Source organism: Paraburkholderia sp. J11-2, assembly GCF_905220185.1.
Classification (GTDB): Bacteria; Pseudomonadota; Gammaproteobacteria; order Burkholderiales; family Burkholderiaceae; genus Paraburkholderia.
Window position 1 is genome coordinate 175,014 of the sequence record NZ_CAJMYY010000014.1, and the last position, 21,703, is coordinate 196,716.

Consider the following 21,703-nt stretch of genomic DNA (forward strand, 5'->3'; position numbering starts at 1 on the left):
CTTTGTGCTGTGATGGTCATCATCACTACATTTTATGGTGTTTGGAGATTTTATTCTCCCATTCCGTTCTGGGATCAGTGGAATGGCTCGATCGGCCTGTACGTGAAAATTCGGGAAGGAGATTGGGGCGCGCTGTGGGCGCAGCATAACGAACACCGCATCGTATTCTCACGGCTGCTGTTCCTGCTCGACTATTGGGTCTTCGGCGGCGTGAACATCTTCACGGTGTTCTGCAATATGGCGTTACTCGCTCTCACCGGCTGGACGATGTGGTCTGCTGGTGATGACAACCGGGTATGGCGCGCATCTGTGGTCGGGGCCCTTATGTTCTCGTGGGTACAGAACGAAAACATGACATGGGGTTTCGAGAGCCAGTGCATCGCCGTCAACCTGTTTGCGTTCCTCGCATTCAGGCAACTAGCCCGTGCCGAACGTCGTGTACTTCACATGTGGCCGGCGCTTCTGTTCTGCGCTCTCTCGACCGTCAGCATGGGCAATGGCTTCAGTTCCTTCTTCGTCGCCGCGATCCAGCTTTTCCTCTTCCGTCGACCTTTGAAAGAATGCTTCATCATGATCGCGGGCGGGATCGTGGCGTCCGCGGTCTACTTCTGGCACTACACGCCGTACGTGTTGCCGCCGGCATCAGGCTCGGCGGTGTCGTTCGCGCCCCTAAAGTACTTTGCAATTTTCGTGGGTAACCCATTTTTTTGGGTGCACGGTAGTAACCTGCTCATAACGGCACTCATTGGGATCGCTCTTTTGTCGGTAGGTGCAGCATCCATCCTGTATCTCTTCTTCACCAGGCAAGTGACTCCGTACCGGTCATTTCTGATCGCCTGCTACGGCTTCACGGTCGCGTCCGCATTGGCTGCCTCGCACAGCCGATGGATGCTTGGCCTGGATTCAGCTACAGCGAGCCGCTACACGACGCCAACGCTAATGGGATACGCGGCTCTAGCGCTGCTCATGTTCGACATCGCTCGATCCTCGCGCTGGCGCACCGCTGTTATAGGTATGTCGACAGTGGCCCTGTTGGCACTTGCGACTACGCAGCTTGCCGCAATACGAAGTGATAACTCTGGCCTCTTCTCCCGGAAGCTAGCATTGCTTGGGCAGAAGATCGGCATCGACCATCCGGGCTATGACGCCGTGATCTACCCGGCCCCGCTACATGACCTGTTCGCGCAATTGGCAACAGACGCGAACGCCTACCAGATAGGTCCTTGGTCTAAGGGATGGCTCCACGATGCTGGATTGGTCCAGTTTGATCCGTCTCGCATCGATCCGTCGCTCTGCCGTGGCACGTTCGACACGAATCCGAAGGATGAGGTTGCCTATCGGGCTACTGGGTGGGTGGTGGCCGACAAGTATCAGTCCGGAGACGTGCTCGTGCTGATCACGCAGGACGGCAAGACGGTCGGCTATGGGGTATCAGGACTACCGCGGGAAGATGTGCGCAAGGTGGTCCCAGGCGCGCCTTTGGACACTGGATGGATCGGATTCTCGCGGGTTGGGGAGAGTACGCAGGCGTTCGCGTATCTGGGAGGAAAGTTCTGCCCGCTCGGTGCGCCCGCAGTTCATTAGTGCTTGCCGTGCGTCAGCTTCTTGACGCCGAGGCAGATCCAGACGCCGGAAACCGCAATTACCGCGACGACAGCGAACGGAAAGCCTACTAGATCCCACATTCCTTGCCAGTTGATGCCCATATATCACCTTTCGATTATGCCAAGCGTCGGCGTCGCCTTGAACGAGCAATATAGCAGATCATCTCGGCCGATCTATGATATCGCCCTATCATCGCCAGATTACGGGGACGAATGCCGAAATAATGGCCTGCTCTTGTGCGGCCCTGACGCTGTCCAGGTAACTGTCTGGCACAGTACATCCAATCATATGAGTTTGCCACCCGTCGATAGCTAAGATGATGGTGTATTGCTGAATCAAGGGGACGTTGTATGTCGCAGCCACGGCATCCATGGCTGCGACATACGCGGGAAGCTGCGGATGACTTCCGTCGCAAACGGGCCCCGGTTCCTCCAAAACCGGCTGAAGTCCCGCCGCCTGTGCATCTTGGATCCATTGCCCTAGATAGGCAGAATACTCGGCAACTGTCTCGCCGCCAAGGGCATCGTTGACCGCATGCTCTTCGATCACGATTGAGGCGCCAGATGCCAGCATGCGTTGTGGTTGTCCGTCGCCGAGCCCATCCATCCCGTCCAATTCGTTCTGCAGGCTGCTCGAGGTACCGCCAGAAGAAATGTTCTGGACCGTGATGCCCGTATCGTTGAACTGCTTCTGCAGAAGCGCTTGAAGTTGTGCTGGTTCGTTTGGAGTGACGAGAGTAGGCATCCCGTACTGACCGATCGCAATCCCAGCCATCTGGTCATCGCCAAACACGGCGATCCTCACGACTGGAGTTGATGCTGGCGCACTAGCAGCAGTCGGAGCGCTAGCGGTCGAGTCCGACGCTGCGGACGGCGTAGATGATGCCGGATCACTAGCTGCTGGCGAGGATGCCGCAACCGGACTGGATGCTGGGACAGCAATCTGACCGCCCGAGGCGGAATTCGAAGATGCCTGCTTTACCGGGTTAGATCCGCCACCGCACGCACAAAGCAGGGACGTAATAAGCCCTGCGATAAACAAGTTTCGCATTTTAGTTTCCTCTTAGATTAACAACACGACCAAGCCACCTCCGGGTGGCTTTTCCATTTTCCGGGGCACCCATTGGAAGCCGACAAGATGATCTCCATGCCCGACGAAGAGTTTCGACTCCATGTCGTCGACCGACTCAATGCCCAGGACGCAGCGATTCAGGAAAACACAACGCTGACAAAGAAGGTTGCCGAAGACACGGCATTCATGCGCGAGGCGTGGAAAGACGGCATCGCGACGGTGCGCTTTTTCTGTCGGTTGGCCGCGGCATGGCGGTTTCTGTTGAAGCACGTGATGCTTCCCGTTGGCATCCCGGGCCTGTTTCTCTACGCACTCATCTACTACGCAGACCATGGTGCTGTACCGCCATGGATCGAATCGGCATTCAAGCTGATCAAGTTGCTGTAACAGACCCGCTGCGGCGGGTTTTCTTTTGGAGGCGGCATGCCAGTCATTACCGCACAGCAGGCCGGTGGAGCAAACCGCCCGGCTTTCCTTGACATGATTGCGGCGTCCGAGATTGGTCCTGCGCTGCTAGCCAAGACGAACAACGGCTACAACGTGCTCGTTGGCTCGACGCCAGCCAACCCGCTGACCTTTTCGAGCTTCGCAGCCCATCCAGACATCCTGAATCGCGCGCTCAACTCGACCGCGGCGGGCCGGTATCAGTTGCTATACCGCTATTGGGTTAGCTACCAGAAGATGCTCAACCTGCCCGACTTCGGCCCGCTCTCGCAAGACAAGATCGCGCTTCAGCAGATCCGCGAGTGCAATGCACTGGCTGACATCGACGCAGGGAATTTTGCGCATGCGGTGGCGCTGTGTTCGAGGATCTGGGCATCGCTGCCGGGCAACGACTACGGACAGCACCAGAACGCAATCTCGGCATTGCAGGGTTACTACACCGCTGCTGGTGGTGCTCTTGCCTGAGTATTCGCCACAGTAATAAATCGATTTTATTCGCCACACGCATAGCCGCCTAGCGCGGCTTTTCCCATTTCTGGAGACCGCATGAACGCTTCTCAGACCGGCGTGAGCGCTGCCTTGTCCGCATACTGCGCGCTGCTCAATTCCGGCACGCTCGTCTTTCTCTCGGGCACGCAGCCGGCTACGCCTGAAACCGCCTTGAGTGGCAACACGACACTCTGCACAGCGACGTACAGTTCGACCGCTTTCGGTACGCCCTCGTTTTCTTCGCCGAACATGCAGGCGACGGGCAGTTTCACGGCAGGTTCTTACACGCCGACCGCAGCGGGCACATCTACGTTTTGCCGCGCATACGAGTCGAATGGCACGACTGTTATCGCCGATCTGACCGTGGGCTCGAACTGGATCGCGTCACAAGCTGCTGTGCTCGGACAGTACTGCCTCTCGAGCGGCAATACGTACAAGGTGACTACTGCCGGAACGTCCAGCACGACCGCGCCGAGCGGCACGACGACGTTTAGCGATGGCACCGTGACGTGGACTTACGTCGGTGCGGGCCAGCTTTTTGACGTGCTGATCTCGAATCCGGCCATCCAGCTTGCCGTGCCGGTCTCGTGCTCGCAAACGATGAAGATGCCGGCGGTGTAATGGACGCTAACCAGCAAGCGGAATTGCAGGCGTTGGCTGGGCGCTCGCTGACGTCTGCTGAAATCACGCTGGCCGGAAATCGTGATGATGCCGGTCTCGCGGCGAGCCTGTCTTTTGGCCTGACGCAAGTCGTCTCAAAGCGCATTGGCGCCGGGTCTGTCCTTGATGCCTTGGGGGCCGTGAGCGGGGCTGCGTTTCTCGACGCGATGGACTCGCTATCGTCGACCGTCTCCGCGATCAAATGGGGCTTGTCGCTGCTCAATTCTGGCAACTTCGACGTTGGCTCCGCAACATCGATCGGCATCGTCAATACGCTGGTATCGGGCGGCACGCTTGGCGCGGTCACGATCCCGGCTAACACGATCAGCCAGGCAACAGCGACGGCACTGCTCAATCTTGCCGTGGTCCCGCTGACGATCAGCGTAGATCAGGTCAGCAACATTCTCAACGGGGCGTAACGTGGCCACACCGCTTGTTAGGGACTCCGGCAGTGTCATCACTGTGACCGGAGCGAATGCAATCGCGTCTGCTGCGTATAGCAATAGCGCGGACGTGATGCGCATCCAATTGAGCGCGCTCGGCGCCAACTATCTGATGGCGGATTTCCGCCTCTCATTCACGTACGGGACAGCGCCAGTCGCCGGCTCAATTCAGTTGGTTCAGGTACCGCGAGATTTCAGCGGCAACCAGGGATTTACGCCTGCCACAACGCTATTGGGTGCGCAGATTTATACCGCTGGACCATTGCCGCAGGCAAGCAACACCGTGAAGGCATTCATCTTTTCATGGAATGCGGTGCCACTTACCTACGACCAAGATTTCTGGCTCTACAACAATGCGACGGGACAATCGATAGTCTCGGGCTACACACTTACCGCGATGCCGTGGTCACCAGGGACATAATCAATGGGCGCGCCAGACCTCTCAAGCTGGCTCTGGCCCGATGCTAGTCAAGGCCGCGCACCGAATCAGCCCGTCAACCTCGATCGGTCCAATCCCCTCCTTGCCGGGCTCGCCGATTACATTCTTCCGGCTGACGCATCAACGTATTCAGTCGCGTCAGGAACGCTAGCCCGCACGATTGACCCGCTTGGCCAGGCGTTCAAGGGGACGATGCGCCTCGACGGCAGAAAGAATGCCGTCATCACATCAGCGCCGTACACGCTGATCTGCGTTACGCGTCTGCCCGCTACTCTGAGCGGGACGTTGGTAGCGTGTTCGCTCGAAGGTTCATTCACGTCGAGCGATACGCCGTGGATGGGCTACAACACTGGCGAAGGCGTTGCCGTCAGTAATAGCCAGACTGACACGTTCGTTGCGGCGACTGCCAGTGCACTGTATGTGATCGTTGGCGTCTATACGACCACAGGCTACACCGCATACTTCAATGGGGTTGCTGCTGGCACGGTATCAAGCGGTCCATCAACCGGAACAACCGCCACGCTGTGCGTGATGGACTATAACGGTGGCGGATTCTCGTACACCGGGAATGTGCTGGGCGCGCTGGCATTCAACCGGGCGCTGACTGCTGGCGAAGTTGGCGCGCTAGGAACGCCGCAAGCGATCTTCTCGCTGTTCCAGCCCGCCAAACTCGGCATTGCGATGCCGGCGAGCGTCACCACAGACGCTGCGACGATCGCAGGCACGCTGGGCGCGTTGGCAACGGCTGCGGGCGGCACGCAGTCCAGTTCTGCCGCGGCGACGAGCGGGCTGGGCGCGCTTATTTCCAGCGCTTCGGCCAGCCTTGCAAATTCGGCAACGACATCTTCGTCACTCGGCAGTCTTGCGACCCAAGCAACGGCGGCCATCACTGCTATCGCGGTTGCTGCATCGACGCTTGGCGGCATATCGTCGTCTTGCGTCTCGACGCAATCCCAGACGGTATCGGCTTCGAGCTCGCTGTCGCTATCGACATCGGCAAGTGCGTCGCAATCTCAGGGCGCAAGCGGTTCAAGCACGCTCGGCGCGCTGTCGACCAGCATTACTGCGATCGAGCAAACGCCAGGCGCGGCGGTCATCTCATCCGCGCTAGGTTCACTTGCCTCGTCTGGTCAGACGACGCAATTGCGAGCTGCTTCTGCCTCGTCGTCGCTGTCCCTGTTTTCGTTGGCATCGGTCACGCAGAGTTCGAATGCAGTTGCTAGTTCGGCGCTCGGCGCCCTGTCGAGTTCGATCATCGTTCTCGATATTGCAGCCGACCTGGCCACGATTTCGGGCTCACTTGGAGCGCTCACTAGCTCGGGAATCGCGAACCAGACGAGAAGCGCAACGGCGGCCTCTGCGCTGTCCTTATCGACGCAGATCATCGCATCGAGCAGTAGCCAGGCAGTCGGCTCGCCAACGCTAGGAGCACTGCAAAGCGCGGCATCGTTTGCGCGGTCGCAATCAGCTATTGCCGGCGCATCGCTCGGCGCGCTGTCGACGTCGATCTCAGTGGTTCCGCCGTACACGGCAGTTGCATCCGGGTTGCTGGGCCATCTGTCGTCAAGTGTCACCGTCACATTCGGCGCGCCGGCTTATCCGATCAACGCCTCGTATTATGCCCGCGCAACACCCAGGCCATTTTACGCGCAAGCCCCAGCCAGGCTGTACTGGGCCAAGGCGCCGCTTCGTGCCTTCTACGTCAAGATCATGCCAACGCTTACCACTATTCCTGTTCTGTCGCAGAAGGGACCGCTGGAGGTTTGGGTCATCACGCTAGACGCGACGCTCTTGCTTGCAACCGGCGAAACGCTCACCGGCACACCAAGCATCGTCGTTTCGACCCAGATCGGCTCGGACAATCCGCCGTCGCTCACCCTCGCGAACGGAATCATCAATTCGCAGGCGGTCACGCTCATCAACGGTGTCACGGTGGCTAGTGGCTGCGCAGTCCAGGCGGTCGCAAGCGCAGGTCAGTTCGCCTCGCAATACCTCATCTCCGCAACCGTCACGACCAGCAATCCTAACAAGACCCTCACGCTGGAAGCAGTCCTTCCGATGCGGAGTCAATGACCATGACAGTAGAACAAATTCACGCAGAGAAAGAGACGCTAACGGTCGAAGTGAATATCCCGGGCCATGACCCTCGCACCACTACGGCCCTCTTCACTCGCACGCGAAAGCAATTGATCGAGCGCGAGGGCGGTCGCTGCTTCATCTGCAACGGCACTGCAGAAGAAACCGGACACCCGCTCGAAGCTCATCACCATCCAATCGAGCGGTCGATGGCTGAAATGATCGATTGGGACCGCTTCAAGGCCGATGCGCAATCGGGCTACTGGGGCGCTCATATCCAAGCCTTCGACTGGAACAACTTCACTGACTGGACCCAGTTCGTAGACGACATGACCGTGAACGGCATGTTGCTCTGCAAGGCTCATCACATTGGCAAGGATGAGGGCCTGCATACGATGCCCTTTCCCCTGTGGATAGCGCAGAAGTACGCCCGCGAGGGCTACCAGTTCTCGAGCGTCGAAGTCATCCACCACGAACAATAAGCTAGACCAGTACGGGGTTCACCACTTTCTGGAGCAAGCATGCCCAACGTAGTAATTGAAATTGCAATCGATCCGACCACGCCCACCGTCTCGGTTCAAGCCGCTGCTGGTACTTCGTTCGCAGGCTTCAAGATCACGCCTTCGGATGCCACTGTCGCGCCGCAAGTCGTGACCGCTGCACCGTGGAGCGCTGTCTTTGCCGTGAACGCAGGCTCGCTCTCGGCCACGGCTCAATCCGTTGACGCTACTGGCAAGCTGTTCGGCCCGGTCTTCACGTCCAACACGATCACCGTCGAAGCGGACATTTCGGTTGCGATCCCGAATGTGACCACCCTGACGGTCGCGTTGAGCCAGTAATGGGCGCGCTGCGGTGGTTCCGCTGGCTCTGCCGCAGTAAGACAGTGCCGGTTTCGATTCCGCGCCCCTCTGGGTTCGTGTTCCATCGTTTGAAATAGCCGCCTCCGGGCGGCTTACTTTTTGGAGTCTCCCATGGACACCAATATCTCTCCGACCGTGCAGAAGATGCTGGTCGGCGCAGTCCTGTTTGCCGCCTGGTCCTACCTAGTCTTTACGGGCCGCGTGCCCGCAACGGACTACGTTGAAAACCTGAAGATCGGCCTGACGGCGCTTGGCCTGTATCACGTCAGCACGGCTCCGGCTCGTGCCGCAGAAAAGGCCGCCAAGGCGGCAGCAGATGCCGCACCCGTAGTCCTGCCGACCCAAGTCAAATGATCCGCGCCGCCCTTCTGGCTTTATGCCTGAGTGGGTGCGCGGGTCAGGCGGCATACGACATTCGCCCGTTTTACGACGAAGCGTCGAAGCAGGTTCTGTGCTGCGCCGCGACCATCGAAAACTCCAAAGACATCTCGAGCGTAACCGTCCACGTCCAGAAAACGGCTGATGGCTACACGCTGGACTTTGCTGAGCAGGGGGTTGGAGCCACAGCCCCTATTCAGGCCAATACCGCTGCTGTCGGCGCAATCGCTGGCGCAGTCTCCAATACCGCTGCCGCCGTTCTTAAGGTAGCGCCTTAATCCGAGGAATCCCATGCTTCGCAAATTCGCCGTAGTCCTGGCGGGTGCGGCCGCGCTCGCTCTCTCCGCGTGCGGCGGCACCGCTCCGACTCTCACGTTCCCGCAAGCCGTCTCGCTCGTCTGTACCGATGGCAATGCCGCCTTCGACATCATGAAGGCAGACGGCATGCTGACGGGTGGTGCGCTCAACACGTTCACCAACACTGTCACGCCTGACTTCAACAAGGTGTGTGCGGCTGGCGCAACTGTGACGACCGCGAATCTCCTGAACCTCACGAACGCCATGGCTCCGGCTGTGAAGGCAATCGTGAATTCGTCGAGCGCCTCGCAACAGTTCAAGAATGATGCGAATACGGCTGTTGATGTGTTTGTTTTGGCGGTCAATGTGGCGGTTCCGCTTGTGCCTGCTGCTACGGCCACTGCCGCTTCTGGAGCAGTTGCGGCTAGTGCTCCGGTGGCGGCGTCGCAATGATTGACTGGGCTGCGGCGGCTCTCGCTTGTCGGCGTGCGAATGCCGCTTACATCATCCCGCAGGACCAGGCGGAATCAGCCTTTGAAGCGCTCGGCGACACCTTCATCGGACAGTTCCAAAACAGTTCCCACCAGGCTGTTCTGTCTGCCGACGATCAGGGCAACACTCATCTCAGCATTTCCGGGACGAGAGCTTCAGCCCTGAAACTGATGGACATCTTTGCGGATGTGTCGCTTGAGCCGGTTTCGATCGGCGGCGGCACGATCACGCAGGGCGTCGTTGAAGGCATGCAAAAGATGTGGGATTGGGTGCATGCAACGGTGCCTGATGGCGACGTGATTCACGTTAGCGGGCACTCACTTGGTGGAAGCCGTTCGCAAGCTTCTCCGGCCTTCATCGAGGCATCGCGCCTCGGCGTGATCCATTCCTTCGCCGCGCCAAAGTTCATCGGCGCAGACTTCTTTGCTGCACATGCTGATGTCGTGGCGAGGATGGTTTGCGTGCTCTCGGGCGGCGATGGGTGGGCAAGTTGGCCTTGGTTCGATGCTCGCTGGCAAGCCCGTCCGCCGATCGATCACGTGTGGCTCAAGGATGGCACCGGTGCGTATCAGATGATCCCAGGCCCGCAATGGCCGAATGGCTGGGTCTTTGCCGATCACGACATCGATCGATATCAAGCGAGACTTGATGCCGTGGCGGCGGCCGTCACCACTGCGTAATACGCAATACAAGCTGTAAACACGCAATACAACCGATAGGCTGTTAACTCAGCCTATCGCACCCCTCTTTTAGCTCGCACTGCGCGACGCGTCCGATTCTTTCTTTCCTTCCTCGCATCAATCTGCGCCTTAAGTCGGCTGTACAGTGTTTGATCTCGCAGCGCTGGTATGTCATCCACGCTCCAGAAAAGCACTTGCTGGCCTTTCCAATGCGTATCGGTTAGCCACTGGCTCCATGTGTTCTCGCGCACCGTCGCCAGATCAATCATTGCCATTGGGAAATCGCGATGGCCAGTTGTGGATGCCTTAAGCTTCGTGCCGTCAAGGCTATAGAGAATGTCGCCGATGTAGATCGGGCGCCCTTCTAGCCATGCTAACGGTTGCCTGTCGTCCATCATCCCTCCGTCGCCATCGGCTGCGCGTCAACCACCGCATCCCTCAACTCAACCGGTTCGCCCCCAGATCGAAACGTAATCTGGAAGCTCATTGTGCGCTCCACTCGGTTCTCGTCGAACGAAATCAGATACGGAGGCGGCGCATCTGGGCCGACCGCGCCGAGCGATGCCATGAGGTCAAGCATCGTTTGCTTGTTGTATTCCCTGCCGGCGAACGGTTCAATGGCTTGCTGTGCTTGTACCAACGTCTGTTGGTAGTCGCGATAGAACCGTCGCTTGTATGCTCGTCGACCGCGAGTGTTTAGGCCATTCGCCCGGGCCACGCGCTCAAAGAGTTTCCGGATTTCGCGTTTCACACTCCCTCCTTGTCGTTGCTTGTCCATATCACCCAATCCGGCCTCGGTTTAACCACGCGAATCGAGCACATAGCGTCATCCCACACGAGCCTATCAGGCGGCCTTAGCCTGCCGAGATAGCCCTCGTTCGGCATGCTCTGCCCCGTCCGCTCGCAATAGGCTGCGGTGAGCGCGTAGGCGCAGTAGTCGGCGTCGGCTTGGATCATCTGGCCGTCGAATTGAAGGATCGCGGATCTTTCCAAAAACCATTCGTAAACGGGATTCATCGGCTTAGACCACTGTTATTTTGTACAGTAGTGTAGCCGATTATTCGCCGCATTTTTCGCGGCGTTTATCGCCGCCAATCACCGCACCCAACCGCCTCCGTCGAACTTTTGCGGAAATGATCGATATTTGCGGAAATATCAGAGCCGCCAGAATCCTTCCAAACAGTTGCTGCGCCTTCCTTTCAGGCGGCGGTCAGTGCAAAGTTCTGGCGGACTCCAGATCCGCGAGCCCACTGGCTACATCGGCGCCGATCTGCTCGCGCGGGCGGCCAGCCCGGTTCACGATCAACGTGCCCTTCCACAGCTTGCGAATGTCCGCCAGCAACGCTTCGTCGCCCTGATGCGCGATGTGCAGATAAGCGAGACCCAGCTTGTCGAGTTCGGCGACCAGATAGCGGTTGAGATCGGGGCCCTGCGGGCCTTCGTCGATGCCCCACAGGGTCGTGCCAGGCGAGAGCCGGATAGCCGTGCGGTCCGCGCCGATTTCCGCGGCAATGGCGGCCACGACCTCGAGCGCAAAACGGGCCCGGTTTTCAATCGAGCCGCCGTATTCGTCGGTGCGCGTATTGGCGCTCGGCGCGAAGAACTGCTGAACCAGATAAGCGTTCGCACCGTGGATTTCGACGCCGTCGGCGCCGGCGTCGACCGCGCGGCGGGCCGCAGCGCGGAAGTCCTGCACCGTCTGGCGGATTTCCGTGGTACTCAGGGCACGCGGTACAGGAATGTCCTGCATGCCGCTCGCCGTGAACATGGCCGTGCCCGGCGCGATTGCCGAAGGCGCGACGCCCACGCGATGATGCCGCGTATTGTCGGGATGCGACATGCGGCCGGCGTGCATCAACTGAATGAAGAGATGGCCGCCTCGCGCATGGACAGCCGAGGTGACCTTTTTCCACCCGGCTGTATGGGCGTCGTGATAAATGCCAGGGGTGGTGAGGTAGCCCTGCCCGTCTTCCGAAGGCTGTGTGCCTTCACTCACGATCAATCCAACGCTCGCGCGCTGTGCGTAATACTCGGCAGCCAGTTCGCCGGGCGTGCCGTCGGCCTGCGCGCGCGAACGCGTCATGGGCGCCATGACCAGGCGGTTTGACAGCGTGTAGCGCCCAACGCGCACGGAATCGAAAAGCTTGCTCATGATGATCACCTCGAGTGGTTTGGATGCGAGCATCATCGCCTGCTTCACGATTGGGATAAATATGGTAATTTGGATTACATTGATCCACAAATGGAGCACTCAGGGTGGAGCTACTGAACGACATGGCCTTGTTCGTGGAGGTCGTCAAAGCCAAGGGGTTTCGCAGTGCCGCCGAGGCGACGGGCATGCCGAACTCCACGCTCTCGCGCCGCATCAGCGGCCTGGAAAAAGCCATCGGCCTGCGCCTCTTGCACCGCACGACGCGCAAGATCGAATTGACCGAAGCGGGCCAGGTCTACTTCGAGCGCTGCAAGCGCATTGTCGATGAAGCGCGCCTCGCGCACGAGCACCTGGGCGACATGGTCGCGCAGCCCAGCGGCGTGCTGCGGGCCTCGTTTCCGGTCGATTTCGCCGTCACCTACCTCGCACCCTTGATCGCCGAATTCGCCGCTCTGTACCCCGCCATCACGTTCGATTTCGAACTGAATCCGCGGCGTGTCGATCTGGTGAGCGACCCGTTCGACGTGGCAATCCGCATGGGGGAGTCCGAAAGCTCGCAACTCGTTGCGCGTCTGCTGGCGTCGCTCACGCCTTACCTGTATGCCTCGCCGGGCTATCTCGAACGCGCGGGCGAACCAGTCAAACCGCTTGATCTGGAGCAGCACGAATGCCTGGGAATCCTGAAGACAGGCACGTGGACCTTGCATGACGCAAAGCGCACGGCCACGGTTGCAGTGGGTGGACGGTTCACGCTCAACAGCGTCGGGATGATCCGCCGTCTTGCCACCCTCGATATGGGCATCGTGCTGTTGCCGGAGGAAATCGTCGCAGACGAAGTGGCCAGTGGGACGTTGCGGCGGATTTTGCCGCAGTGGCATGGCGCGCCCACGCCGGTCTACGCGATGACGGAAACGCGTCTGCTGCCCGCGAAGACGCAGCGCTTCATCGAGTTTCTTCGGGAGCGGCTGGCGCGTTAGCCAGCCGCAGTGGAGGTATGAAGCAGGCCGAGCGGGCCCGCAATGCCTCTGAAACATCCGCGAGCGGCGGTGAGGCCGCTCGCAGATGCGTGGCAGATACGGCGCTACGCGTTAGAACGCGACGTAGGCCGACGTTGCGACGCCTGAATTGCCGTCGGTGTTCGGATCGTAGTTGACGTACACCGTGCGGCCATAGAAGAACGGCATGCCGAAGTCGAAGCTCACGCCCGTCATGATCCCGCCGACGTTCGAGTAGGCGAAGCCACCGTCCAGGAACAGGTTCAGCGCATTGGCGATGCTAAGCGCAGGCGAAACAGTGGTGCCGTTGAACCCGGTGACGCTAGGCGTGCGCGAGACCGTCGTCGTGGGGCAGTAGAAGCCGATCGCGCGCGTGCACAACGTCGAGGTCAACGCGCTGTCGGGGAAGAACAGCCCGTTCGAGCCTGTATCGAAGAATGCCCCTGTTACGCTCGTACCGCTCAGCGAAGCACTTTGCACGTTGCCATAGTGGTCGGTTGTGAGCTTCTGAATGCCGGAAGTCGGCAACGCATTGTTCGATTGCGTGCCAATGCCGAAGGTCAGGAACCCCATCGCGTTCGTCGATCCCGACGACGTTACCGCCGGCATGTTCAAGATCACGCCGGTGTTGTCGGTAGTGAACATCCGGACCGGATTCGTCACTTGCTGCCCGACCGCTACCGCCAGGTCCGTGCAGCTCGTCGAACTGCCCGACCCCGTGCAGCCGTAGTAGACGCCGTTCGGCGTCGTCGCGCAACCGCTGCCGCAGTCGTACTTCGCCGGGCCGATGCCGAGAATGCCGTGAGCGGCGATTGACGACGACGTGTCGTTGAGCGAGCCGACCGAGCAGCCGTTGTTCGTGCCGCCCGCTGCCGACTGCGGCAGGTCGCCCATCACGTGGATGGGCACGCTCGTTGCCGTTTCACCGCCGATCGTGACATCCGCCGTGCGAACGGAGCCCCAGGCGTTGCCGTCTTCGAAACCGAAGCACTCGGCAACCGATTTGCCGCTCGCCGTCTCGACCGGCAACGCGGTCTGCATGTTGCTGTTCAGCGCATCCAGCGTGACCCGCAGCCCCCACGACCCCGTATCGACCTGGACGTTGTCGATCGTTTGGCAAGTGCTCGTGCCGTGTTCGCAGATCGTGACGCTGACCGTCGGAATGTTCGGCGCGTTTTTCACGCCCGCCGCCACGGTCACCGCAACCTGGTTGGTCGCCAGCGTCGCGGGCAAGCTCGATACCGGAGTGCCCGCAGTGAGGACCGCGGTGCCATTGGTGCTCCCCGTGCCGCCGGTGCTCCCACCGCTACTGGTCGACGTGTTCGAAGTGGCATTGCTCGATCCGCCACCGCCGCCACACCCCGCGACGAGCGCGACAAACGCCGCCAAGCCGAATGCAGCCAGCATTCGGGCAGTTTTGCCATTGATACTCAACATGGTTCGCCTCGTTCTCGTTCGTTATTGGATGTCGGTGGCGCTCACGCCAGCCGGCAACGATTGCGGCAGGTAGGCCTGCCCCGAGAACGCACCCGGATGGCCGCCCGAATGGACGACCAGACCCGGAAGCTCGATACTCAGCGGACCACGGCCCGGATTGGCCGTGCGCTGCGCGACGCGCGCGCCGTCATAGTCCGTGAAGTACGTACCGAGCAGCGCGGAGAGGTTCGGCATGATCGGCCCGCTCCAGGCGATGCCAAATACCGTTCCCGCCGCCGAGATGTACTCACGCACGACCGTGCCGGTGGCGAACGTGGTTTGCGTCACCGTGTACGAGGCGGCGCTCGCGGTGCTGGCCACGCCCGATGCCGCATGGACGACGGCCGGATTGAACGAACTGGAGACAGCCCCCGCCGGTGCAGGCGTGGGCGTGCCGCCGAGTGCCGCAGCGGCAGGCGCCGCCGCACTCAGCGCGGCGCAGCTGAACGCCGCGCAAAGCGCGGCGCGCATGATCTGATTCGACATCAGGAGAGAACCTTTTTATGGTTGGTTTTATCGCGCTCTTCGGCGCAGGTTTGCCGTTGCCATTCTTGCGAACGTCAACGGTGAAAAGCGGACTTCACTTCACGCGAAGTACCCCGGGGACAAACGGGAAGGCCACGCGGTCCATGCGGTCCGCCGCACGGTGTATTGATTTGTCTTCTTTCCAGATCGCACTCAGCGACTTTCAATCATTGAGCTTTTGTTTGGCGAGGCGATTCGCGCCGCGAGTGTCCTGACCGTTATCTTCGATCTGATACACGCGCGTACGCACCGCGGGAAGCTCGGGGGGCTGCTGGGTGATTCCCCATGCACTCAACAAGCCCTCGAACGATGCGCCGGCCGGCGACGTCCGTGGCTCCGGCAGAGGCACGCCGGTCGACCGGTAGCGCGCCGATCCCCGCGCACTCGCGCCGGTATTGATGCGCTCGGCGGCGCCGTTGCGCATGGCGTAGCGAACGACATCGGAGGCTTCGCGCGAACTCATCAAGCCCGACGCGGTCATTTCGCTGACCGACGCGCTTTCGCGCTGCGCGAGCCAATGCAGCAGCGTGAGCGCACTAGCGTGAACCTTCATTACTGGCCTCTCCCGTCTTTGTCTTGTCGTTGTCCCCGGCGCAGATCACGCGACGCGCTGGACGGATTTCGCAGTGTCTGCCATGCCATACCCTTATCCACCCGCTGGAGTCGTGGCCGTGCCATCGGGCTTGATTGCCGCGGCGAAACTGAACAGCGCTGTGGGGAGCGCGCTCGCCAGGAGGGAGAACGGCGCGCGCAGGCGTGTGCTGCACACGTAGACAGGCCATCGGCTTTGCATTCGTTTCGATCCCCGCTGGCGCGGGCGGACGCGGTAACCCCGAAAGCGGCTGGCACGCCGCTCGTTTGCATTCGTATTTATCTGCTCATCCGAGGGTATCGGCAACCTTCAGATGAATCTTTAGTGCAATTACTGAATTTATGCCGGCCGCCTTTTTGTAATAAAAATGAAGGCATTCGATATTCAGTTGATTAAGTCAAGTGCGCGCTGAGCGCGCCTCGTCACGACCGACGCGGCCGCTCGGGCTAGTGCTGGATGATGCAAAACACATAAACGACCGGCTGGCGGGTCGAGGCGCGCGCGGCACTCAACGCGCGCAAGCGGTTCGAATGGAGTCGATCACTTTGTGCTCTACGCGTGGCTGTCGACGTTCGTCGTGAACGCTCTGCGCCCCAACAGCATGCTGCGGCCAGGCTTTTCACCTATGTCCCGCTGGGCGTGTTCGCATGGATGGAGCGCGCCGTATTTACGCTCCTCATCACGCATGCCATATGATTCGTACTGCTTGACACTGTTCGGTACGACTGCCAACGCACTCGCCACCTTCAGCTCACTCTATCTTGCCGCGCCGTGTTTCGCCTGGCTGTACCGGCGCTACGCGAGGGCCGTGAGGGCTAGCCACGACCGCTGAAGCCGCTCACGATACCGCCACGCGCCGCGTGAACAGGCGCCGCGTCAGGTCGAAGGCAACGAGGTTGCCCGAGACAACCAGCAAAAGGCCGACAACGGCGAGCAAGGACCAGCGGTATCCCTCGTAGACCGTCGAAACCGCCAGCGCCACGATCGGGAACAAGACCGTGCAATACGCCGCGCGCTCGGGACCGATCCGGCCAACCAGCGTCAGATAGGCCGTGAAACCGATCACCGACCCTGCCACGACGAGCCAGGCCAGCGCGCCGAGGTAGCGCGCATCCAGTTCGAGCTTGAACGGCAATCCGGCCACGGCGCTGCCGGCCACGAGCACCGCGGTGCCGATCAGCATGGCCCAGCCATTCGTCACGAGCGGGTTGAGCCCCATCGACTGCATGCGGCTCGACAGCAAATTGCCCGTGGAAAAACACAGCGTGCCGAGAAACGCCACCGCGAGGCCAAGCCATACCGTCTGATCGCCGATATGGCCGGCCATCTGCTGCAGAAAGAGGCACACGATCCCGATCAGGCCAAGTGCAGCCCCGCCCACGGCCGTGGGTTGCAGCGGCCGGCCCAGGAAGATGCGCCCGTTGATCGAATTCAGGAGCGGCGCGGTCGAGAACACCACGGCGACGAGCCCGCTCGGCACGACGCTCTCGGCATAGTAAAAGCACAGGAAATTGAGGCAGAAAAGCGCCAGCCCCTGGGCGACGAGATAGCGCCATGCCGCGCGCGGCGGCCAAATCGGGCGGCGCATCGCGGCCAGCAGCGCGAACACGAGGAGCGCCGCGAGCCCGAAACGCCAGGCGATCGAAACGGGCGCGGGCACCACGCCAAGCTGCCACTTGATCGCGATCCAGGTGGTGCCCCAGATCAGGACGGTCAGTACGTAGAGTAGAAGATTCATAGCCGGAAAGAACATCGAGTCGATGCCCCGACTATGGCGCACACGCGCGGCGCGGACTTGTCCAGGATTGCGCATTTCTTGCCTGCGCCCTGCCGTGGCCGGTAGTCAGCGGGGCGCGCGAGTATACTTTGAAAACCCATCTCGACAACCCGCTTCGACGCCCCGATTACCGACTTGCAAGCCGCCGCCCCGACCATGAACGCCCAGGTGTCGCTTCCCACGCCCTCGCCCACTGAGACGCCCTTTGGCCTGCACTCGGTGTGCCGCACGCTGAGCGCGGCCAATGCGACGCTGGAGCGCTTTGCCTGGCTCGGCGACCAGTTTGCGGCCGCTGTCTGGACCCGGGAAACGCGCGAGGCCGAGACCGTCTACGATCGGCCGGGCCATCACACGCTGTCGTGCTATCTCGACGGCGGCTACCGCACCGAGCGGCAGAAACTGCCCGGCGTGTATGGCGCGCCAAGCCGGCTCTGCGCGCTTCCCGGCGACCATGAATCGCGCTGGTGGGTGCGCGGCCACATGCATTTCATGCATCTGTATTTCCTGCCCGATCACTTCACACGGCGGGCGGCGCGCGAACTCGACCAGGAACCGCGCGAACTCACGCTGGCCGACCGCACGTATTTCGAAGACGAGCGGATCGCCGTTCTCTGCCAGGCGCTCGCCAACGAGGACTGGGCCGATCCGGAGGGACTCCTGCGCAGCAACGAAACGGCGCACGACGTGCTGAGCCTGCTGCTGCGCAGTCAGGGCGTGCGGCGTCCGGGCGCGGCCCTCAAGGGCGGTCTCGCCGTGTCGACGAGGCGACGCCTGCGCGACTATATCGAAGCCCATTTAGGCGAGACACTCACGCTCGGCGCACTGGCCGATGTGGCGTGCCTCTCCGAATACCATCTCGCGCGCATGTTCCGCGCCTCGTTCGGGCAACCGCCGCATGCATGGATTGCGGCTCAGCGCCTCGAACGCGCCCGCCTGCTGTTGCGCACGACCGCGCTGCCGCTCGCCCAGATCGCAGCGCAGTGCGGGTACGCGAACGCGAGCCACTTCAGCCATCGCTTTCGCGACGCGTTCAGCGCCGCGCCGAACGTCTATCGTCAAGCATTCCTGAAGTAGTCACCCGCGCCGCCGAGGCTTTGTCACAATGATCGGTGCGCGCCTGCAACGAGGCGCATTTCCCGAAGGAGAGCGTGATGGCGGAGCTTGTGACTTGTCTGTGGTTCGATGAAGGCAGAGCGCGCGAAGCGGCGCAATTCTACGCCGCGACGTTTCCGGACAGCCATGTCGAAGCGGCGCATGTTTCCCCCATACCGGGCATTGGCGCGGGGGCTGAGCTGATAGTCGAATTCACGGTGCTCGGCCGGCGCTTCGTGGGGCTGAACGGCGGCCCCAACTTCCAGGCGAATCAAGCGGTGAGTTTCATGGTCGAGACCCATAGCCAGGAAGAAACCGACCGCTACTGGAACGCCATTGTCGGCAACGGCGGCGAGGAATCGGACTGCGGCTGGTGCAAGGACCGCTGGGGGTTTTCATGGCAGATCACGCCAAAGCGCCTGCTCGAATGCGTCTTCGGCGCCGATCGCGAGGCCGGCAAGCGCGCCATGGAGGCGATGATGCAAATGCGCAAGATCGACATCGCCGCGATCGAGCGCGCCGCTGCCGCGAAGTAAGCGGCCGCGCACCGTGGCGTGAGCGCGGCGCAAGGGCGCTTCCTGCGGCGCAGCTGGGAAATCTACCGTGCCTATCTGCTGACCGCCCTGCTCACGCTCGTTTCTGGCGCGCTACTCGCGCTGTTGCACCTGAATCCTGCCACCGCCGATTTGAGCGGCTGGGCGTCGTTCGCCTCGCATCCCGTGCGCGAGACATTGCACGTCGTGTTGCTCGCGCGCCAGCCCTGGCTGTCGAGCGTGCTGCCGATGTATGTCATATTTGCGCTGTGCGTGCCCGCTGCGGTGCCCTTCGCCCGCCGCGCGCCGCTCTGCACGCTGGTCTGCAGCTTGCTGCTCTGGGCCTTCGCGCCGCTGCTCGCCGCGCTCATCGGCGCGAGCACGTTCGCGAACTGGCCGTTCGACCCGTTTGCGTGGCAGTTGATGTTCGTATTCGGCATGCTCTGCCGGCTGCACCCGGTTCCGCCCGCTTTCAAGACCTCGGAAACCGCACGCTGGCCGGTGCGATTCGCGTTCGCCGCCGTGGCGCTGTTCGCGGCGGTTAAATGGTTCGTTCTGGTTCAACCGATGCCAGGAGACATGAAACAGCATCTCGCCTTCGCGCGCGTCGTCAACTTTATCGGCATTGCCATGGTGGCGGCGTATTTCGTTCATCGCGGGACCGTCGCTCGGATCGCCGCGCGCTTGCCCGCCGTCGTGACCGTGAGCCGCACGGGGCTCGTGTGCTTCGTCGGCGGCACGCTGATCCCGGTGATCGTCGACACCGCCACGCCGCACGCGCTGCACGGCGTGGCGGCACTCGGCGCCGCACTGGCCGGCGACATTGTCTCGATCGGCGCAATGCTCATGCTCGCCAAGGCTTGGTGCGGCACGCTCGGCCGCCAGAAGGAGAAGGTCCGCGCGAGGGTCAACGGAGCCCGCTGCGGATGATGCGACGGGGCAAGCGCGCACTCGAATCCCTCAAGGCGATCGCCGTCGCCACGCTCACGCTCATCGCCAGCGCTCACGCTTTCGCCCAGCACACGCCTGCGCTGCCGCTGCATTGCGTCGACCTTGCCGGCGCGCTGTTGCCGGCCGCGAGCATCGGCTTGCCCACCAACGGTGCGCTCGTGCAAAGCGCCGCGATGATCCCCGCGACCGCCACGGGCAATCTCAACGGCGACTTCTGCCGCTTGACCGGCGTGATACGCGCCCAGAGCGCCGGCACGCCGGACATCCGCTTCGAAGTGAACCTGCCGAGCCGCTGGAACGGCCGCGCGCTGCAGTTCGGCGGTGGCGGCTACAGCGGCGTCGTGGTGACGGGAACCGGCCCGATGCCCTTCTCGCCGGAGCGCGCGCCGCTCGCGCGCGGCTATGCGACCTTCGGCGACGACTCCGGCCACAACGGCACGTCGTCGGAAGCGAACTTCGGACTGCTTGAAGAAGCCGTGACCAACTTTGGTTACGCGCATTTGAAGAAGGCGCATGACGTTGCGCTCGCACTGATCACGCTCGGCTACGGGCGGCCGCCGGAACACATGTATTTCGCAGGCGGCTCGACAGGCGGCCGCGAAGGCTACACCGTGATCCAGCGCTATCCCGACGACTACGACGGCGTGATCGCAAATTCGCCCGCACTGAACTTTTCGGGCGTGCGCTTGACAGGCGTTGTGGTCGGCCAGCACGAATACCGCACGCCGGGCGGCTATCTTTCGCCGCAACTGCTGGAGCACGTGTACGCGCGCGTGATGCAGGCGTGCGATGCACTCGACGGCGCTGCGGACGGCCTCGTCAGCGACGTCGAGAGTTGCCGCGAGAAAGAGCCCGAGATCATCGACGCGCTGCGTTGCTCCTCGCAGGACCAGCCAGATCGCCAGCATGCCGCTGCAGACGACTGCCTCACGCCGCCACAGGTCGCGACGCTGGAGAGCCTGCGCGACGGCCTGCGCCTGCCCTATGCGCTGGCCTGGGGGGCGGACAGCTATCGCGGCTACAACGTCTTCCAGGGTACGCGCTTCACGAGCATGCTGGGCCTCGCGCATTCGCCGCAGCGGTTGCCTCAACCGGGGTTCGTCACCAATGGCTACCTGTACGCGCAGGGCGACGCGTACCTCAAGTATTTCATCACGCACGACCCGACGTTCGATGCGACGAATTTCGACGTGATGCATCCCGGCCGCTACCGGGAACAGCTTTTCACGCTGTCGGCCACGATCGGCGCGATGAATCCGGACGTCTCGCGCTACCTCGCGCGCGGCGGCAAACTCATCACCTTGCAGGGACTCGCCGACGAGGTAATCAGCCCGAACCAGACGATCGCGTATTACCAGGCGTTGATCGGGCGTTACGGCGAAGCGCGCGTGGACAGTTTCATGCGCCTCTACATGGTGCCGGGTTACCAGCACGGCAATGGCGCGTTCATTCCCTCGGTGGATCTGCTCGGCGCGCTCGACGACTGGGTCACGCACGGCAGCGCGCCGGAAACGCTGTTCGCGACCGACATTGCGCAAGCCACGAACGGCCGCACGCGGCCACTGTGCCGTTACCCGGCATTCCCGCGCTATTTAGGCAAGGGCGACGCGAATCTCGCGGCCAATTTCACGTGCGTGATGCCGTAGCGAGAAACACGCAACGGCGCACAACGGCCC

27 protein-coding genes are annotated in these 21,703 nt (G+C 61.6%); 18 read left to right on the forward strand and 9 right to left on the reverse strand.

Annotated features, from left to right (window positions below; all coding sequences use genetic code 11):
- Positions 1-12 precede the first annotated feature (12 nt).
- Positions 13-1,584 (forward strand): hypothetical protein, encoded by a 1,572-nt coding sequence (locus U5A57_RS21010; RefSeq protein WP_321913594.1) that lies wholly within the window; start codon positions 13-15, stop codon positions 1,582-1,584.
- On the opposite strand, the gene U5A57_RS21015 is transcribed toward U5A57_RS21010, so the two are convergent.
- Positions 1,581-1,706 carry a hypothetical protein gene (locus U5A57_RS21015; RefSeq protein ID WP_321913595.1) on the reverse strand — a complete coding sequence of 42 codons (126 nt, stop codon included), beginning with the start codon at positions 1,704-1,706 and terminating at the stop codon, positions 1,581-1,583. The genes U5A57_RS21010 and U5A57_RS21015 overlap by 4 nt on opposite strands.
- 88 nt (positions 1,707-1,794) lie before the next feature.
- On the reverse strand, positions 1,795-2,409 hold the full coding sequence (locus U5A57_RS21020; protein ID WP_321913596.1) for a GDSL-type esterase/lipase family protein: 615 nt from the start codon (positions 2,407-2,409) through the stop codon (positions 1,795-1,797).
- Positions 2,410-2,727: 318 nt separating this feature from the next.
- On the opposite strand from U5A57_RS21020, the gene U5A57_RS21025 reads away from it, so the two are divergent.
- The 12 genes from U5A57_RS21025 (at position 2,728) to U5A57_RS21080 (ending at position 9,934) form a co-directional block, all read left to right on the forward strand.
- On the forward strand, positions 2,728-3,063 hold the full coding sequence (locus U5A57_RS21025) for a hypothetical protein (RefSeq protein WP_321913597.1): 336 nt from the start codon (positions 2,728-2,730) through the stop codon (positions 3,061-3,063).
- 36 nt (positions 3,064-3,099) lie between these two features.
- Positions 3,100-3,585 (forward strand): glycoside hydrolase family 104 protein, encoded by a 486-nt coding sequence (locus U5A57_RS21030; RefSeq protein ID WP_321913598.1) that lies wholly within the window; start codon positions 3,100-3,102, stop codon positions 3,583-3,585.
- 81 nt (positions 3,586-3,666) lie between these two features.
- Positions 3,667-4,230, forward strand: a complete 564-nt coding sequence (locus tag U5A57_RS21035; RefSeq protein WP_321913599.1) for a hypothetical protein — start codon at positions 3,667-3,669, stop codon at positions 4,228-4,230.
- Positions 4,230-4,688 (forward strand): hypothetical protein, encoded by a 459-nt coding sequence (locus U5A57_RS21040; RefSeq protein WP_321913600.1) that lies wholly within the window; start codon positions 4,230-4,232, stop codon positions 4,686-4,688. The genes U5A57_RS21035 and U5A57_RS21040 overlap by 1 nt, the downstream gene beginning before the upstream one ends.
- Position 4,689: 1 nt before the next feature.
- On the forward strand, positions 4,690-5,133 hold the full coding sequence (locus U5A57_RS21045; protein WP_321913601.1) for a hypothetical protein: 444 nt from the start codon (positions 4,690-4,692) through the stop codon (positions 5,131-5,133).
- Positions 5,134-5,136: 3 nt separating this feature from the next.
- The gene (locus U5A57_RS21050) at positions 5,137-7,224 is read left to right on the forward strand and encodes a hypothetical protein (RefSeq protein ID WP_321913602.1); all 2,088 of its coding nucleotides are present in this window, start codon (positions 5,137-5,139) and stop codon (positions 7,222-7,224) included.
- Positions 7,225-7,226: 2 nt separating this feature from the next.
- The gene (locus tag U5A57_RS21055) at positions 7,227-7,709 is read left to right on the forward strand and encodes a hypothetical protein (RefSeq protein WP_321913603.1); all 483 of its coding nucleotides are present in this window, start codon (positions 7,227-7,229) and stop codon (positions 7,707-7,709) included.
- A 39-nt stretch (positions 7,710-7,748) separates the two neighbouring features.
- Positions 7,749-8,066 (forward strand): hypothetical protein, encoded by a 318-nt coding sequence (locus U5A57_RS21060; protein WP_321913604.1) that lies wholly within the window; start codon positions 7,749-7,751, stop codon positions 8,064-8,066.
- A 132-nt stretch (positions 8,067-8,198) separates the two neighbouring features.
- Positions 8,199-8,441: a hypothetical protein gene (locus U5A57_RS21065; RefSeq protein WP_321913605.1), complete on the forward strand. Its 243-nt coding sequence runs from the start codon at positions 8,199-8,201 to the stop codon at positions 8,439-8,441.
- Positions 8,438-8,743, forward strand: a complete 306-nt coding sequence (locus U5A57_RS21070; RefSeq protein ID WP_321913606.1) for a hypothetical protein — start codon at positions 8,438-8,440, stop codon at positions 8,741-8,743. The genes U5A57_RS21065 and U5A57_RS21070 overlap by 4 nt, the downstream gene beginning before the upstream one ends.
- Before the next feature lie 13 nt (positions 8,744-8,756).
- The gene (locus U5A57_RS21075) at positions 8,757-9,215 is read left to right on the forward strand and encodes a hypothetical protein (RefSeq protein ID WP_321913607.1); all 459 of its coding nucleotides are present in this window, start codon (positions 8,757-8,759) and stop codon (positions 9,213-9,215) included.
- Positions 9,212-9,934: a hypothetical protein gene (locus U5A57_RS21080; protein ID WP_321913608.1), complete on the forward strand. Its 723-nt coding sequence runs from the start codon at positions 9,212-9,214 to the stop codon at positions 9,932-9,934. Before U5A57_RS21075 ends, U5A57_RS21080 begins: the two co-directional genes overlap by 4 nt.
- 394 nt (positions 9,935-10,328) lie before the next feature.
- On the opposite strand, the gene U5A57_RS21085 is transcribed toward U5A57_RS21080, so the two are convergent.
- The 3 genes from U5A57_RS21085 to U5A57_RS21095 all read right to left on the reverse strand — a co-directional run bounded on the left by U5A57_RS21085 (position 10,329) and on the right by U5A57_RS21095 (position 12,086).
- Positions 10,329-10,685: a hypothetical protein gene (locus U5A57_RS21085; RefSeq protein ID WP_321913609.1), complete on the reverse strand. Its 357-nt coding sequence runs from the start codon at positions 10,683-10,685 to the stop codon at positions 10,329-10,331.
- Complete coding sequence (locus tag U5A57_RS21090; RefSeq protein WP_321913610.1) at positions 10,682-10,951, reverse strand: hypothetical protein; 270 nt, start codon at positions 10,949-10,951, stop codon at positions 10,682-10,684. Before U5A57_RS21090 ends, U5A57_RS21085 begins: the two co-directional genes overlap by 4 nt.
- Before the next feature lie 193 nt (positions 10,952-11,144).
- The gene (locus U5A57_RS21095; RefSeq protein ID WP_321913611.1) at positions 11,145-12,086 is read right to left on the reverse strand and encodes an alkene reductase; all 942 of its coding nucleotides are present in this window, start codon (positions 12,084-12,086) and stop codon (positions 11,145-11,147) included.
- A gap of 104 nt (positions 12,087-12,190) precedes the next feature.
- On the opposite strand from U5A57_RS21095, the gene U5A57_RS21100 reads away from it, so the two are divergent.
- The gene (locus tag U5A57_RS21100) at positions 12,191-13,063 is read left to right on the forward strand and encodes a LysR family transcriptional regulator (protein ID WP_321913612.1); all 873 of its coding nucleotides are present in this window, start codon (positions 12,191-12,193) and stop codon (positions 13,061-13,063) included.
- A 111-nt stretch (positions 13,064-13,174) separates the two neighbouring features.
- On the opposite strand, the gene U5A57_RS21105 is transcribed toward U5A57_RS21100, so the two are convergent.
- The 4 genes from U5A57_RS21105 to U5A57_RS21120 all read right to left on the reverse strand — a co-directional run bounded on the left by U5A57_RS21105 (position 13,175) and on the right by U5A57_RS21120 (position 17,412).
- A complete protein-coding gene (locus tag U5A57_RS21105; RefSeq protein ID WP_321913613.1) occupies positions 13,175-14,518 on the reverse strand; it encodes a DUF3443 family protein in 1,344 nt (447 codons plus the stop codon).
- A gap of 21 nt (positions 14,519-14,539) precedes the next feature.
- A complete protein-coding gene (locus U5A57_RS21110) occupies positions 14,540-15,046 on the reverse strand; it encodes a DUF2844 domain-containing protein (RefSeq protein ID WP_321913661.1) in 507 nt (168 codons plus the stop codon).
- A 199-nt stretch (positions 15,047-15,245) separates the two neighbouring features.
- Positions 15,246-15,635, reverse strand: coding sequence for a hypothetical protein (locus U5A57_RS21115; RefSeq protein ID WP_321913614.1), 390 nt, complete (start codon positions 15,633-15,635; stop codon positions 15,246-15,248).
- An 877-nt stretch (positions 15,636-16,512) separates the two neighbouring features.
- Positions 16,513-17,412, reverse strand: a complete 900-nt coding sequence (locus U5A57_RS21120) for a DMT family transporter (protein ID WP_321913615.1) — start codon at positions 17,410-17,412, stop codon at positions 16,513-16,515.
- A gap of 195 nt (positions 17,413-17,607) precedes the next feature.
- Here U5A57_RS21120 and U5A57_RS21125 point away from each other — a divergent pair, with 195 nt between their 5' ends.
- From U5A57_RS21125 to U5A57_RS21140, 4 genes are all read left to right on the forward strand, one after another.
- Positions 17,608-18,525: an AraC family transcriptional regulator gene (locus tag U5A57_RS21125; protein ID WP_321913662.1), complete on the forward strand. Its 918-nt coding sequence runs from the start codon at positions 17,608-17,610 to the stop codon at positions 18,523-18,525.
- A 77-nt stretch (positions 18,526-18,602) separates the two neighbouring features.
- The gene (locus U5A57_RS21130) at positions 18,603-19,079 is read left to right on the forward strand and encodes a VOC family protein (protein ID WP_321913616.1); all 477 of its coding nucleotides are present in this window, start codon (positions 18,603-18,605) and stop codon (positions 19,077-19,079) included.
- Between the two features lie 18 nt (positions 19,080-19,097).
- Positions 19,098-20,006: an OpgC domain-containing protein gene (opgC, locus tag U5A57_RS21135; protein WP_415774650.1), complete on the forward strand. Its 909-nt coding sequence runs from the start codon at positions 19,098-19,100 to the stop codon at positions 20,004-20,006.
- Positions 20,003-21,673 (forward strand): tannase/feruloyl esterase family alpha/beta hydrolase, encoded by a 1,671-nt coding sequence (locus tag U5A57_RS21140; RefSeq protein WP_321913617.1) that lies wholly within the window; start codon positions 20,003-20,005, stop codon positions 21,671-21,673. The genes opgC and U5A57_RS21140 overlap by 4 nt, the downstream gene beginning before the upstream one ends.
- Positions 21,674-21,703: the final 30 nt, after the last annotated feature.

What these genes read in the sequence shown, in the direction of transcription:
- U5A57_RS21050 (WP_321913602.1), top strand. Translation starts at nt 5,137, where the DNA reads ATGGGCGCGCCAGACCTCTCAAGCTGGCTCTGGCCCGATGCTAGTCAA.
- U5A57_RS21015 (WP_321913595.1), bottom strand. Translation starts at nt 1,706, where the DNA reads ATGGGCATCAACTGGCAAGGAATGTGGGATCTAGTAGGCTTTCCGTTC.
- U5A57_RS21125 (WP_321913662.1), top strand. Translation starts at nt 17,608, where the DNA reads ATGAACGCCCAGGTGTCGCTTCCCACGCCCTCGCCCACTGAGACGCCC.
- U5A57_RS21090 (WP_321913610.1), bottom strand. Translation starts at nt 10,951, where the DNA reads ATGAATCCCGTTTACGAATGGTTTTTGGAAAGATCCGCGATCCTTCAA.
- U5A57_RS21130 (WP_321913616.1), top strand. Translation starts at nt 18,603, where the DNA reads ATGGCGGAGCTTGTGACTTGTCTGTGGTTCGATGAAGGCAGAGCGCGC.
- U5A57_RS21105 (WP_321913613.1), bottom strand. Translation starts at nt 14,518, where the DNA reads ATGTTGAGTATCAATGGCAAAACTGCCCGAATGCTGGCTGCATTCGGC.
- U5A57_RS21010 (WP_321913594.1), top strand. Translation starts at nt 13, where the DNA reads ATGGTCATCATCACTACATTTTATGGTGTTTGGAGATTTTATTCTCCC.
- U5A57_RS21070 (WP_321913606.1), top strand. Translation starts at nt 8,438, where the DNA reads ATGATCCGCGCCGCCCTTCTGGCTTTATGCCTGAGTGGGTGCGCGGGT.
- U5A57_RS21140 (WP_321913617.1), top strand. Translation starts at nt 20,003, where the DNA reads ATGATGCGACGGGGCAAGCGCGCACTCGAATCCCTCAAGGCGATCGCC.
- U5A57_RS21055 (WP_321913603.1), top strand. Translation starts at nt 7,227, where the DNA reads ATGACAGTAGAACAAATTCACGCAGAGAAAGAGACGCTAACGGTCGAA.
- U5A57_RS21075 (WP_321913607.1), top strand. Translation starts at nt 8,757, where the DNA reads ATGCTTCGCAAATTCGCCGTAGTCCTGGCGGGTGCGGCCGCGCTCGCT.
- U5A57_RS21035 (WP_321913599.1), top strand. Translation starts at nt 3,667, where the DNA reads ATGAACGCTTCTCAGACCGGCGTGAGCGCTGCCTTGTCCGCATACTGC.
- U5A57_RS21115 (WP_321913614.1), bottom strand. Translation starts at nt 15,635, where the DNA reads ATGAAGGTTCACGCTAGTGCGCTCACGCTGCTGCATTGGCTCGCGCAG.
- U5A57_RS21040 (WP_321913600.1), top strand. Translation starts at nt 4,230, where the DNA reads ATGGACGCTAACCAGCAAGCGGAATTGCAGGCGTTGGCTGGGCGCTCG.
- U5A57_RS21060 (WP_321913604.1), top strand. Translation starts at nt 7,749, where the DNA reads ATGCCCAACGTAGTAATTGAAATTGCAATCGATCCGACCACGCCCACC.
- U5A57_RS21080 (WP_321913608.1), top strand. Translation starts at nt 9,212, where the DNA reads ATGATTGACTGGGCTGCGGCGGCTCTCGCTTGTCGGCGTGCGAATGCC.
- U5A57_RS21030 (WP_321913598.1), top strand. Translation starts at nt 3,100, where the DNA reads ATGCCAGTCATTACCGCACAGCAGGCCGGTGGAGCAAACCGCCCGGCT.
- U5A57_RS21095 (WP_321913611.1), bottom strand. Translation starts at nt 12,086, where the DNA reads ATGAGCAAGCTTTTCGATTCCGTGCGCGTTGGGCGCTACACGCTGTCA.
- U5A57_RS21065 (WP_321913605.1), top strand. Translation starts at nt 8,199, where the DNA reads ATGGACACCAATATCTCTCCGACCGTGCAGAAGATGCTGGTCGGCGCA.
- U5A57_RS21120 (WP_321913615.1), bottom strand. Translation starts at nt 17,412, where the DNA reads ATGAATCTTCTACTCTACGTACTGACCGTCCTGATCTGGGGCACCACC.